The sequence below is a fragment of the Chryseobacterium sp. MYb328 genome (genome assembly GCF_037572595.1).
In the GTDB taxonomy this organism is placed as follows: domain Bacteria; phylum Bacteroidota; class Bacteroidia; order Flavobacteriales; family Weeksellaceae; genus Chryseobacterium; species Chryseobacterium pennae.
On the sequence record NZ_JBBGZQ010000012.1, the window covers coordinates 53,738 to 67,742 of the forward strand.

Here is a 14,005-nt window from a genome sequence, read left to right on the forward strand (position 1 = left end):
ATGTTTGATTTTAAATTTCATCCGTTACACAGCCTTCAGCTGCAGATGATACCGTTAATGCATATTTATAGAGCAATCCTTTTTTAACTTTCAGAGCAGGCTTTTGCCAGCCTTGTTTTCTTTTTTCAATTTCTTCCTCTGAAACTTTAAGCTGTATGGTGTTATGTACAGCATCTATTTCAATAAGGTCATTATCTTCTACAAAGGCAATCAGCCCGCCTTCATGAGCTTCGGGAGTGATATGCCCCACAACAAAACCATGAGTTCCGCCACTGAATCTACCATCTGTAATTAAAGCTACACTGCTTCCCAACCCTGCACCGATTAAAGCACTGGTAGGTTTCAGCATCTCAGGCATTCCGGGAGCTCCTTTTGGCCCTTCATTACGAATTACAATGACATCACCCTTTTGTACGGTTCCATTTTCTATTCCTTTGATGAGGTTTTTCTCCCCATCAAATACACGGGCTTTCCCTACAAAGCGCTCTCCTTCTTTACCTGTTATTTTGGCAACACTTCCTTTTTCTGCAAGATTTCCGTACAGAATTCTCAAATGTCCGGTAGGCTTTATGGGGTTTGATAATGGTCTTATAATTTTCTGAGTATTAAAATCCAGTGTTGGGACATGTTCTAAGTTTTCGGCTAATGTTTTCCCGGTAACAGTAAGGCAATCTCCATGTAACAAACCTTCTTCCAACAAATATTTCATTACGGCAGGTATTCCGCCATGCTCATGTAAATCCTGCATCAGATATTTCCCACTTGGTTTAAGATCTGCCAGCATTGGCGTGCAGTCACTCATCGTTTGAAAATCATCCTGAGTAAGAGCTACTTCTACACTTTTGGCCATTGCTATAAAATGAAGAACGGCATTGGTACTGCCTCCTAAAACAACGATTACACGAAGTGCATTTTCAAAAGCCTTTCTCGTCATAATGTCTGAAGGTTTAATATCTTTTTCCAAAAGCGTCTTCAGATATTTTCCTGCCTGCATACATTCTTCCTGTTTTTCTTTGCTTAAAGCCGGATTAGAAGATGAATACGGAAGACTCATTCCCAACGCTTCTATTGCAGAAGCCATCGTATTCGCGGTATACATTCCTCCACATGCGCCTGCACCTGGACAGGAATTTCTGACTACCCCATCAAAATCTTCTTCTGAGATTTCACCTGCTATCTTTTTCCCTAAAGCCTCAAAAGCTGAAACAATATTCAATGTTTCTCCTTTATAGCATCCAGGGGCTATGGTTCCACCATATACCATCAGTGAGGGTCTATTTAGCCTTCCCATCGCTATGATTGTTCCCGGCATATTTTTATCACAGCCAGGTAGCGCAATAAGCCCGTCGTAATATTGTGCTCCGCAGATCGCTTCAATACTGTCTGCAATGACATCTCTGCTTACAAGTGAGTAACGCATTCCATCTGTACCATTACTCATCCCGTCACTTACTCCAATTGTATTAAAAATTAATCCCGCTAATCCATGGTCCCAGGTTCCTTTTTTCACTACCCTGGCCAGATCGTTGAGGTGCATATTGCAGGTGTTTCCGTCATATCCCATACTGGCAATTCCGACTTGTGCCTTATGCATATCCTCTTCTGTAAAGCCTATCCCATACAGCATTGCTTTTGCAGCGGGCTGTTCGCTATTCTGCGTGAATGTTTTTGAATATTTATTTAACATATTATCCTGCATTTTCTACTCTTATTATCTCTTAAAATGACATTTATTTACTTAATTCTGATTCAAAACTACAGCTTGTAATATTTTCTTCATTTCTGATTTTCATGAAAACTACAATATCCAACTGTTTACAAAAAAGACTCAACCATCTAAAAATCAATTGTTTATATTTTTAAAATTTACAATGACAGAACTCTTACTAATTTCAAATAAGCCTGCTGTACTTTTTCACTTGCTGTATCTTCCCATCTCCTGGTAAAAGGAATATCATCCATTGAATCCAGGGCTACAATTTCAGCGGCAGTACCGCAGAAAAAAGCTGCATCAGCACCTCTCATTTCTTCAGGTTTAAAAAGGGTTTCTTTAACGGGAATATCCAATTCATTACATATTTCAAAAACTGTCTGACGTGTAATTCCCGGAAGAATACTGCCTTTTGCCGGAGTAAATAATGTTCCCTCTTTTTCATAAAAGACATTGGCTCCCGAGCTTTCTGCTACATTCCCGTTCTCATCCAATACCAAAGCTTCATCATAACCTTTGTCTTTCGCATCCTGACAGGCCAGAATAGAATTCACGTAATGTCCGCCGACTTTGGCTTCTACTTTAAAAGCTTTTGGATTGGGGCGCTGAAACTCTGATGTCATGATCTTCATTTTATCTGCCAGATAACCGTTATTCCACTCCCAGGCTAATAAGGACAGATAGGATTCTTTACCTTTTGAAAGGGACATATTGGGAGAACAGGTCACCAAAGGACGGATATAAGCGTCTGAGAAACCGTTTTTTTCCAGCAGTTCATAAGTAAGATCTGTAAGCTGATCTACTGAATAATTGAAGGGAATATGCATCAGTTCTGCGGATCTTTTCAATCTTTCATAATGTTCTTTTGCTTTAAAAATCTTTGTTCCGTGGGCTGTACTGTAAGATTTGATTCCTTCAAAAACAGAATATCCATAGTGAAGAGATTGCCCGTAAAGATTGGTTCCTGCGTCTTTGGCTTTCATGAAGTTTCCATCAAAATAGATGACCGTGTCGTCGTTGTAATACATGTTATAGTGGGGGTTAAAAATTTAAGAAATGGGAATAAAAAAAGCCCTCTCACAGTGTGAGAGGGCTCAATATATGTACAGTCATACATCTTCCGTCTCACACACGTAAGGGAATAATAATGACGATAATAATTACTGCGAATAACTGATACATACCTGTACTTTAAAAATTAAAATAAAAAAAGCCGCTTCAAAATGAAACGGCTTATATATAATTTAAATAAAAATCTATTTTAAAATGCCGTTTCCTTACTGTTGTAAATGACAACAGCTGCAATAGAAATGACAATAATATTTTTCTGATTCGTAAAATTCATACTGCAAATGTATAAACTTTTTAAAAACCCACAAGTTTTTTTATCACTTTTTATTTTTTCTGTAAAAAATGACTGATTGTTTCTTTTGCTTCAGCCACATCATGAACTCTTATAATTTTGGCTCCCTGCTCCAGAACTTTCATGTGTAATTTCTGTGTTTCCTCATTGATATCAAGTGGAGATTTCCCAAGCGGTTTATAGATAAATGATTTCCTTGAAATACCGATCAGTAAAGGAAATTTCCCAAACCCAAAATATTCAACCTCGTTGATCATTTTCATCTGATCTTCTACTGTTTTTCCAAAGCCGAAACCGGGGTCTAAAATGATATCTTTTACTCCTTTTTGTAGCAATTCATTCGTTTTTTCAGAAAAATATCTGTTAACCTCCAATGTTATATCTTCAAACTTAACTTTATCATGCATAGTTTTATAAGACGGATTGATATGCATCAAAATGTACGGAAGCTTGGTTTCTGCTGCTGTATCAAACATTTTTTCATCATACTGCCCACCAGAAATATCATTAATCATATCTATACCTTCATTGAAGCCGAACCTTACTGTTTCTGCGTAAAATGTATCCAAAGAAATCAATGCTTCCGGAAATTCTTTTTTGATATTAGAAATCACATTTCCAATCCTGTTAATTTCCTGTTCACTGTTCAGAAATTCAGCGTTTGGGCGGGTGGATTGCGGGCCAATATCAAGAATTTCTGCTCCATCATTTAACAGTTTCTCTGCATGTTTTAATGCCAGTTTTTCATCATTAAACTTTCCTCCATCTGAGAATGAATCCGGAGTCAAATTCAGGATTCCCATGATCTTTGGAGTGTCTAATTGTACTAGCCTGCCATTACAGTTGACAGAGTAAGTTTGAGGGTTTGAGGGTTCGAGCGCTTTAGAGTTTGAAAACATAAGAAGTCTATAAATGATTTTATGTACTGCAAAATTAGTGATTTGCACTTGAAATAGGAGGCTAATAGCCAGAAATCAGATCATCTCAATTACTTATTTTTCACTCGATACTTTCACACTCTCTTACACTCCTACCCTAAAACCCTACAACTCTCAAACATGATTCCCCTCAGACCCGTTTCATAAACAAAACCGAATTCGTATATTTGGAAGATTAAGAAATTTTATGTCAAAAACATCAGTACAGTTCGAGAAAATTATCAGTCAGTGTCGTGATCTTTTCAGTAAAAAGTTACAGGATTACGGACCGGCGTGGAGGGTTTTAAGACCGAGTTCCATTACGGATCAGATTTATATTAAAGTCAACAGAATCCGTACGCTGCAAATGACTGATGTAAAAATGGTGGATGAAAGTGAGGAAGATGAATTTATCGCGATTGTCAATTACTCTATCATTGGGCTTATTCAGCTTGAAAAAGGACTTTCCAATGATTTTAATGAAAATAAGGAAGAAATTTTAAGTCTGTATGACAAATATTCCCGGGAAGCTCAGGCTTTAATGGAAAGAAAAAACCATGATTACGGGGAAGCATGGAGAGATATGAGAATCTCTTCTATTACAGATTTGATTTATCAGAAAGTATTAAGAACTAAACAGATTGAAGACAATCAGGGAAAAACCATCGTATCTGAGGGCCTTGATGCCAACTATTTCGATATGCTGAATTATGCTGTTTTCTGTCTGATTAAATTCTCTGAACAAAAAAACCAATTCGAACCCAAAACTATTTAACATGATCAAAGGTTTATTACGCTTTATTATCGCTGTCATTTTTATCCTTTCCGGCTTTGTAAAAGCTGTGGATCTGGTAGGATTCTCTTTCAAAATGGAGGAATATTTTTCACCTGCAGTCTTCAATATGCCGTTTTTTGAAAAATTTGCCCTGCTGTTTTCAATTATCGTTGTTGTACTGGAGCTTTTCCTCGGATTTATGCTGCTGCTGAAAATGAAGCTTAAATTTACCTTATCAGCTCTAATTGCACTTTGTGTGTTCTTTGGCTTCCTTACCTTTTATTCCGCTTATTTCAATGTGGTTACAGATTGTGGATGCTTCGGAGATGCTATTAAATTTACCCCTTGGCAGAGTTTCTTTAAAGATGTTGCTCTTCTTATGGGACTGATCATTCTGTTTGTCCTGTACAAAAAAGATTTCCGTAAAACGGATGAATATGGCAGTAGCAGAAAAGAATCTACAGGAAAGTTCAAATATTATATTTTCGCGGCATTTTCTCTGGTAATGATCTACATTATGGCTCAGGGAATTATGCATGAACCTATGATTGATTTCCGTGATTATAAAATCGGGACAGATATCAAAGGGGAAAAGGAAAAGATCAATAAAAATCCATCCGAATACAAAACTTTTTATTCTCTTAAAAATCAGAAAACAAATGAAGTTTTAAAGGTGAATCAGGATGAGTATATCAAGGAAACAAAATACTGGGCAGAAGGTTCTCCATGGAAAATTGAAGAAGGAAAAAATGAATCTGTACTTGTAAAAGAAGGTTATAAATCTGAGATTGTAAAATTCAAGATTGAAGATCCTACAGGAATGGAACTTACTGACGAGATCATTAAAGCTCCAAAAGCTATTCTTGTATTTTCTTACCATCCGAAAGAAGTTTCTGCAGATCTTCTTCAAAAGGTAGAAGCTAAAGTAAATGCTCAGAAAGGGACACTTATCTATGGTGTTTCAACGGATCAGAATACTTTTAAAACGATTAAAAATGCCATGATGGACGGCACTGCTATTAAAACCATTGCAAGGAGCAACCCGTTTGTACTGGTTCTTCAAAATGGAAAAATTATTGATAAACAGCCTGCAAAGGACTATGTAAAATAAATGGGAATAGTCCGTTTTGCTTCACAAGTGGATGGTCAATTTCAAAAGATAAAGACTAAAACTTATAAAGACCAGACTATACCTTTAAACACTAAACTTAATTTTAAAACTTATGCAAAAATCAAATAAATCTATCGCCGGTTACCACTTATTAATGATCCTTTCTTCTGTAGACGGAGAGTTTGCTCCTGAAGAAGGAATGTTGGTACAGCAATATCTGGCTGATGAATTCCCATTCAGAATGAACCTTGACAATGAGCTTGAAACATTGGCTCTTTTACAGCCTGAAGAATGGAAAGATCACTTTGAATTTCATGGAAGATGTTTCCTAGATGATTCTACAAAAGATGAACGTGTAAAATTTGCTCAGTTTGCCAAGTCTCTGATTAAAGCAGACAACAAGGTCACTGAAGAAGAACACACCTTCTACGTTTTGCTGAAAAACTTATGGGGATTATAATTCCTTCCTAAATCAAAAAATACCATGAAAAAAATTTATCTAGGACTATTAGTAATGAGTGCATCTACATTTCAATCTCAGAAATTTCCGGACCTGAAAGCTCCTGTTGCAGAAAAACAGGAACACATCAGAGAAATCCATGGTGATAAGGTCAATGATCCTTATTACTGGATGATCGATTATTTTAAAAAAGGAAAAGATTCTACCAAAGTTGTTGATTATTTAAAAGCTGAAAACACCTATTGGGAAGGGATGATGAAAGATACAGAACCTTTCAGAGAAAAGCTTTTTCAGGAGATGAAAGCCAGAATTAAGGAAAAAGATGAATCTGTTCCGGTTTTCAAAAACGGATATTATTATTACACCCGTACAGAAGCAGGAAAACAGTATTTTAAGTATTGTAGAAAAAAAGGAAGTCTTACGGCTCCAGAAGAAATTCTTTTGGATGTTGACAAACAGGCTGAAGGGCATTCCTATTATTCTGCTTCAGGCTTCACGATCAGTCCGGATAATACAAAACTTATTTATGGTGTGGATGATGTATCCCGAAGACAGTATAAATTATTTTTAAAAGATCTGTCAACAGGAAAAACCATTGATCTCGGTATTAAAAATACAACAGGATCAGCTACATGGGCGAATGATAACAAAACGATATTTTATACTTCAAAGAACCCGGAAACTCTTTTAACAGAAAAGATTTTCAGACACACTCTGGGAACTGATTCTTCAAAGGATGCCCTAGTATATGAGGAAAAGGATAAAACCAACTATATTGGTGTAGGAAAATCTAAGAATGAGAAATTTATTATGATCTATTCTCAGGCTACCACCTCTTCTGAAACCAGATATCTTGATGCCAATGAACCCAACGGAACATTTAAGGTTTTTCAGCCTAGAATAAATGATGTCCTGTATGATGTTACTCCACTGGAAGATAAATTTTTAATTACCACCAATAAGGATGCTCTTAACTTTAAAGTTGTAGAAACACCTTTAAATAAAACAGGCGTTGAGAACTGGAAAGATTTTATCCCTCACAGAAAAGAGGTTCTGATGGAAGGAATTACTGAGTTCAAAAATTACCTGGTGTTCAGTGAAAGACAAAACGGGCTTTCTCAATTGGTGATTTATGACAGAAAAACAGGTAAAAATGATTTTCTAAAATTTGATGAAGCAGCTTACACTGTTTATCCATCAGGAAATCCTGAGTATAATACAGATAATTTCCGTTTCGGATATACGTCTATGATTACACCAAGTTCTCAGTATGAACAGGATTTAAAAACAGGCAAAAGAAATCTTTTGAAACAGCAGGAAGTTCTGGGTGGCTATAACAAAGATCTTTATACAACAGAAAGGCTTTTTGCTACTGCAAAAGATGGAACCCGGATTCCAATATCTATTGTTTACAAAAAAGGATTAAAAAAAGAAGGGAGCAATCCACTTCTTCTTTATGCTTATGGTTCATACGGAAGTTCTATGGATGCTACATTCAGCAGTACAAGATTAAGTCTTCTGGACAGAGGTTTTGCCTATGCTATTGCTCACATCCGCGGCGGCCAGGAAATGGGAAGACAATGGTATGAAGACGGGAAAATGATGAAAAAGAAAAACACATTTACCGATTTCATTGATGCAGGAGAATATCTTGTGAAAGAAAAATATACCTCGCCTAAACATTTATATGCTCAGGGCGGAAGTGCCGGAGGATTGTTAATGGGAGCTATCGCTAATATGAGCCCTAGTCTTTGGAATGGTGTGATTTCGCAGGTTCCTTTTGTAGATGTTATCAATACCATGCTTGATACCAGTATTCCTTTGACAACCAATGAGTATGACGAATGGGGTAACCCCAACAATAAAGAGGCTTACCTCTATATGAAATCTTACTCCCCTTACGAAAATATCGAAAAGAAAAACTATCCGAATCTATTGGTAACAACGGGTCTTCATGATTCTCAGGTTCAGTATTTTGAACCTGCAAAATGGGTAGCCAAACTGAGAGATATGAAAACAGATAAAAACGTATTATTATTAAAAACAGACATGGAATATGGCCATGGCGGAGCTTCCGGAAGATTTGATTATCTGAAGGATCTGGCTTTGGTGTATGCTTTTATGTTTAAATTGGAAGGGATTAATAAATAAGTCTCTCGCAGATTTTGCAGATAACGCAGATTGATACTTTATGACAGAAAATGAAATTTCATATATTGTACGAAAGTCTGTTTTCAAAGTTTATAATCAGCTAGGTCCTGGTTTGCTTGAATCTGTGTATCAAAAAATTCTCATCTACGAATTAGAAGAAAATGGATTGAGCGTTAAGTCTGAAGTTTTACTTCCTGTTTATTATGACAATAAAAAATTTGATATCAATTTTAAAATTGACATTTTAGTGGAAGATAAAGTTATTTTAGAATTAAAATCTGTAAAAGAGCTGGATAATGTTTATTATAAACAATTATATACTTATTTGAGATTGTCAGACAAAAAACTGGGGCTATTAATTAACTTTAATACAACCAATATTTTAGATAATATAAAAAGAGTGGTCAATAATCTGTAAAGATCTATTAAAACTACATTTATCTGCGAAATCAAACTAATCTGCGAGAGAAAAAAATAATACATGCAGATTTTGCAGATAACGCAGATGTAAAGTAAAAATTTAATTAAAAAGTAAAATAAATCAATATAAATCTTATGAGAAGAAAAATAGTTGCAGGCAACTGGAAAATGAACAAAAATGTAATTGATGCACAACAATTAATGATTCAATTGCTAAGCTATAAAAACAATAATGCTACGAACTGTGAGGTTTGGATCGCTCCTCCATCTTTATACTTAATGATGGCTAAAGATATCTTTGAAAAGGATGAAATTGGAGTATTCTCTCAGGACATGAGCGAGCACGAAAGTGGTGCTTATACAGGAGAAATCTCTGCTGATATGCTGGAATCTATCGATGCTACAGGTTCATTGATCGGACACTCTGAAAGAAGACAATACCACGGAGAAACAGATTCTCACTGCAACAGAAAAGTAAAATTAGCTTTAGATAAAGGTCTTACCCCAATCTATTGTAACGGGGAAACACTTGAACAAAGAAAAGCGGGTCAACACCTTGAAGTGGTTAAAAATCAAACTGAAGTAGCTCTTTTTACTCTTTCAGCAGAAGAGATCAAAAAGGTAGTTATCGCTTACGAACCGGTTTGGGCGATCGGAACAGGGGAAACAGCAAGCCCGGAGCAGGCTCAGGAAATTCACGCACACATCAGAAATACGATTGCTACTAAATACGGACAGGAAGTAGCAGATGAGGTTTCTATCCTTTACGGAGGTTCTGTGAAACCGGATAATGCTAAAGAAATCTTCTCTCAGCCTGATATTGATGGAGGTCTGATTGGAGGTGCTGCTTTGAAATTAGAGGATTTCTCTAAAATTATTGAGGGTTTCAATTAAAAGATGTAACATAAAAAAAGGCGGTCTCTAAAAGATAACATAGTACTCCAGGAATCTACTAAATGGCAAAAGCTATCAGCCGGATGACTACGAGAAACATTATTTTTTTGAGACCGCTTTTTTATTATAAAAACCTATATTTACATTTGTTTTGATTTTTAGAAAAAATTAGTTGGGGCCAAGGATAGGAAGTGAAGAAATTCTGAAGATTTTTATTTTTTTATACATCACTTAAAACTACTTAAATGGATTTTTTAAAAACGATCGCTATCATATCTGTTTTTATATTATTCCTTCTTATTTTCTTTTTATTGACCATAAAATCTACTAAAAAGCTTTCCAATCAACTTTTTGCAGGATATCTTTTTCTGACATCTATTGATGTTGCCGGAGTTTTCATTGCTGAACCTATCATTAGCATTTATCCAAATTTAGAGATTTTCAGATGGACTGTCATATTATTGAACATTCCCCTATTCTACTTGTATGTTTTATCACTTTGCTATAATGATTTTCAATTAAAAAGTAAATTTCTGTTACATACAATTCCTTTTATCGTTATCAACCTTTTGTTGGCTTCAGGAATTTATGGAGCTGATGATATTGAAAAAAAGTATTTCTTCAAACATCATCATCAAACCTTTGAAATGATTATTTTCCAATATTTGATAGAAATCCAGTATTTAGTTTATACTATTTTCATTTTCATGATTTTGAGAAGAACCCGAAATCTCTATCTCCAAAATCAATCTTATTCTGCCAATTTAGTATTTAAATGGTTGTTTCAAATAACCTTACTTTTTACAGCTGTTCATTATTTTGCAACCTTTAAAAATATATTGAGATATACCGATGATCATCAACTTCTGATTTTCATTAATGGATTTCTGGATATCATTGCATTAATTGTCACCAGCTGGTTTGTTTTAAAAGCATTAAAATATCCTGAATTTTTTAGAGGAGTTGATACTCAGTTACAGATCATAAACGACTTAAAAGGTGAAATACCTCCGAAGATCAAATCAGAAGACCAACAAAAGATCAACGATAACAGGATCAATTTCCAAATCGAATTACTGAACAGATATATGGTAGAAGAAAAGCCATATTTAGATCCAGCTCTTACAGTTCAAAACCTTGCAGCGCAAATGAATATGCCCACCCGGGAATTGTCCGTTTTAATTAACTCAAATATGAACCAGCATTTTTTTGATTTTGTGAATACATACCGCATCGAAAATGCAATGGAATTATTAAAAAATCACTCTAAAAAAGATTGCACTGTTTTAGAAATCTTATACCAGGTTGGCTTTAATTCAAAATCATCATTTAATACTGCATTTAAAAAATATACTACTTTAACCCCTACAGAGTACAGAAATACCTTTTATAAAGCAAATTGATCAACCCCTTTTTATTTGGTTCGACTTTTTAAAATCGGTCGCTTTTCGGAAGATAATAATTCAAATTTGTCTGCTATAAAACAGAGACTATTTTGTCTCACATAACAAACAAAAGAATTATGAAAACAAAGAAAGCATTTTTCACCTTATTATTTTTAGGAATAAGCATTTGGGGATTTGGACAAGACACAATAAGGCTAAAACCTTATATTGAAAACATGAAAACTGTAGAGGTAATTATTGAAGGGGAAAAGTATAATTTCCTTTTTGATACCGGGGGAGGTGGGACTCTTATTTCTCCAGAGATCGCAAATCATTTTAATAAAAAAATATATGGAAGTGCTACAGGTTTTAGAATGAGCGGAGAAATTATTAAAGTTCAAAAGTCAGATCATATCTCAATGACTATTGGTTCTCAAAAAATCGACCATCCAACAGTAGGTGTTCTAGATATTATGACTATTCTGCCAAAAGAATTCCCCAAAATAGATGGTGTTATTTCTTTAAAATCATTTACTGATCATATTCTTACGCTCAATCTTGCTAAAAATACTATTATTATCGAGAGTCATTCTTCATCAAAAAAGGCAATACATAGGAAACATCTAGTTTCCAGCAGATTTGCCAATGGTCTGGAAGCTACTGAACTTAATATTTTTTTAAATATTCCAAAAGCCAATCAGTCATACTGGTTTCTTCTTGATTCCGGAAACAGCGGGCCTTTACTTTTATCTACAGAAACTGCTGCAACTTGGAAACTATCAAAAGACAAGGATCAAATGAATTCTGAGACTCCATTTATTATTGGAAAAAAATCATTTACCTCAAAGTCATTTACAAGAGATATTATTTATGATGGCGTGCTCAATTTTGAGGCCATGTGCAGCTATATTTTTACAATTGATTTTAAAAATAACAGAGTTTGGATTGAATAGGCTGAACAAACACCACCTTTCTTCCAAATATCTTTTATTTTCTAAACTAATTATCAAGGTCAATAATAATAAAAAGCGGCGGAATAAATCCGCCGCTTTCCGTTAAAAAAATCTAATTATTGAATATCGACTATATACATAGTTCCTTTGTCTACCTTCCCTGTTTTAGGAAGTATTTTTGCTTTAGGATTTCCGTTTCCATCATCTACTACCCCAAAGTCATCATCATTGAAAACAGCCAGTTTATTGTTTCCTAAATAAACAATTCCCTCAAATTTATCGTGCTCATATCCTAGTTTAGCAACCAGGTCTACCGCTAGTTTTTTAGAAACAGGTTTAATTCCTGCGTTGGCAAGTTCATCCCAGGTACACTGTTCCAACGCTTTTCCGTTTACTTTCATTCCGTCTACAGCTGCAAGGTCAGTTCCGGTAACATCCGTTGCATCACTTAAGTTGATTCTGTATACCTTTTTAATTCCGCCCTGTGTCCCGAAATTACCATCTCTTTCAATCACTAGGAATTCATTATTCCCTAATGCCGTAATGTCACAAACAGAATCCGAAGCTCCACCATCCTGCTTATACAGATATTGTTTCGTTTTTCCAGTACTGATATCGAAAGTTACGATTCTCGTTAAGGTTGTGTTCGTTGCCAAAGCTTTTGAAGGCACCAACATCATGGACTGTATTGTCCCCACCAATGTTTTCCCGTCCGGAGTTATACAAAGACCTTCCATTCCTCTGTTGGCTCTTCTTTTAGCTAAAACGGCAGGTAATTTTCTACTTCCTGTATTTACCCCAATCGGGCTTATTCTTTCCAGCTCTACTCCATCAGCACTATAATGAACAATGTGCGGTCCGTATTCATCAGAAACCCAGAATGTACCATCTGATGCAGCTACAATACTTTCACTGTCTAAGCCATATTTATCCGTTCCCAGAACATTTCCTGATGCATCATAAGCTACTTCACCTGTACTTCCCATTCCTACTGGGTTTGGAAGTCCTGTAATAGGCTGTCCGGATGGATTTTTAAGTTTAATATATTTGATTACTTCTACATTCCCTTCAGCATTAATTTTAAAATGCATAATGGTTGGAGTAAAATTGGGAGTTAAAAATTTTTTACCATTCTGATAATCTGTATTCGGACCACGGTCTGTAATCACATAAAACTCCCCTTTTCTTGTAGGGTGAGCAGCAGCTCCTGAGCCAAATCCACCATTAATCACAGCTACTCCGTTTATTGTTGCCAAAGTAGAAAATGGAAATTCCTGCGGAAGTTTAGAATAATTAACATCCTGGTTATTTACATTATTTTCATCATCTTTACATGACCATAATACAGTCATCATCAAAGCAGATAATAGTAATTTTTTCATATTAACTTTTATGGCGCGAAAGTATAACTTGATTATAAACTGATCTTGAATGCAATGATAATTGTATTTTAACAATAGAACCTAAAGATGAATTCAGTATAAACAACAAAAATTCAGATTTAACTTAAAAATCCGAACACATAAACCCAATCCATTACCAATCAATAAATTCAAATTCAGAAAATACAATTAACCTTTAATAAAAGGTTAAAACAGGTATGTAATTCACAAAATAGGCATCAAAAATTTATATGATATATTTGCGGTCTTTAAGGTTGAACACTGTTCATAATAGGGAATTAAGTGAGAATATTATTCAAATCTTGAGCTGTACCCGCAACTGTAAGCTGTTTACCTGTAGCTGTATGATACCACTGGACCAAAATCCGGGAAGGTTAGCTATAGGATGCGAGCCAGGAGACCTGCCTTGAATAAACTTTTAATTTTAGAATCAGACTATACCAGTCTCTTCCTATTAATAAG

12 protein-coding genes and 1 riboswitch are annotated in these 14,005 nt (G+C 35.2%); of the genes, 8 read left to right on the plus strand and 4 right to left on the minus strand.

The features are described 5' to 3' along the window. Positions 1–10: 10 nt before the first annotated feature. The 3 genes from ilvD to folP form a co-directional block, all read right to left on the minus strand. Complete coding sequence (gene ilvD, locus WH267_RS13240; RefSeq protein ID WP_185148476.1) at positions 11–1,687, minus strand: dihydroxy-acid dehydratase; 1,677 nt, start codon at positions 1,685–1,687, stop codon at positions 11–13. A gap of 179 nt (positions 1,688–1,866) precedes the next feature. Continuing rightward, positions 1,867–2,739 (minus strand): branched-chain-amino-acid transaminase, encoded by an 873-nt coding sequence (gene ilvE / locus WH267_RS13245; RefSeq protein WP_115972487.1) that lies wholly within the window; start codon positions 2,737–2,739, stop codon positions 1,867–1,869. 367 nt (positions 2,740–3,106) lie between these two features. Beyond that, on the minus strand, positions 3,107–3,973 hold the full coding sequence (gene folP / locus WH267_RS13250) for a dihydropteroate synthase (RefSeq protein WP_165852275.1): 867 nt from the start codon (positions 3,971–3,973) through the stop codon (positions 3,107–3,109). A gap of 226 nt (positions 3,974–4,199) precedes the next feature. Here folP and WH267_RS13255 point away from each other — a divergent pair, with 226 nt between their 5' ends. The 8 genes from WH267_RS13255 (at position 4,200) to WH267_RS13290 (ending at position 12,140) form a co-directional block, all read left to right on the plus strand. Next, positions 4,200–4,766: a DUF1599 domain-containing protein gene (locus WH267_RS13255; RefSeq protein WP_123319887.1), complete on the plus strand. Its 567-nt coding sequence runs from the start codon at positions 4,200–4,202 to the stop codon at positions 4,764–4,766. 1 nt (position 4,767) lies between these two features. Next, entirely contained in the window at positions 4,768–5,877 is a 1,110-nt protein-coding gene (locus tag WH267_RS13260; protein ID WP_123319888.1) for a BT_3928 family protein, read from the plus strand. Between the two features lie 112 nt (positions 5,878–5,989). Then, positions 5,990–6,337: a TerB family tellurite resistance protein gene (locus WH267_RS13265; RefSeq protein WP_115972484.1), complete on the plus strand. Its 348-nt coding sequence runs from the start codon at positions 5,990–5,992 to the stop codon at positions 6,335–6,337. Positions 6,338–6,361: 24 nt separating this feature from the next. Continuing rightward, positions 6,362–8,488 (plus strand): S9 family peptidase, encoded by a 2,127-nt coding sequence (locus WH267_RS13270; protein WP_340008849.1) that lies wholly within the window; start codon positions 6,362–6,364, stop codon positions 8,486–8,488. Between the two features lie 40 nt (positions 8,489–8,528). After that, the gene (locus WH267_RS13275) at positions 8,529–8,906 is read left to right on the plus strand and encodes a GxxExxY protein (protein ID WP_068942189.1); all 378 of its coding nucleotides are present in this window, start codon (positions 8,529–8,531) and stop codon (positions 8,904–8,906) included. Positions 8,907–9,043: 137 nt separating this feature from the next. Beyond that, positions 9,044–9,802 (plus strand): triose-phosphate isomerase, encoded by a 759-nt coding sequence (tpiA, locus tag WH267_RS13280; RefSeq protein WP_340008853.1) that lies wholly within the window; start codon positions 9,044–9,046, stop codon positions 9,800–9,802. Positions 9,803–10,047: 245 nt separating this feature from the next. Beyond that, on the plus strand, positions 10,048–11,205 hold the full coding sequence (locus WH267_RS13285; protein ID WP_340008855.1) for a helix-turn-helix domain-containing protein: 1,158 nt from the start codon (positions 10,048–10,050) through the stop codon (positions 11,203–11,205). A gap of 119 nt (positions 11,206–11,324) precedes the next feature. Next, entirely contained in the window at positions 11,325–12,140 is an 816-nt protein-coding gene (locus WH267_RS13290) for an aspartyl protease family protein (RefSeq protein ID WP_340008857.1), read from the plus strand. Positions 12,141–12,256: 116 nt separating this feature from the next. On the opposite strand, the gene WH267_RS13295 is transcribed toward WH267_RS13290, so the two are convergent. Then, the gene (locus WH267_RS13295) at positions 12,257–13,522 is read right to left on the minus strand and encodes an esterase-like activity of phytase family protein (RefSeq protein WP_340008859.1); all 1,266 of its coding nucleotides are present in this window, start codon (positions 13,520–13,522) and stop codon (positions 12,257–12,259) included. 255 nt (positions 13,523–13,777) lie between these two features. Continuing rightward, a riboswitch (cobalamin riboswitch) is annotated at positions 13,778–13,966 on the plus strand. Positions 13,967–14,005: the final 39 nt, after the last annotated feature.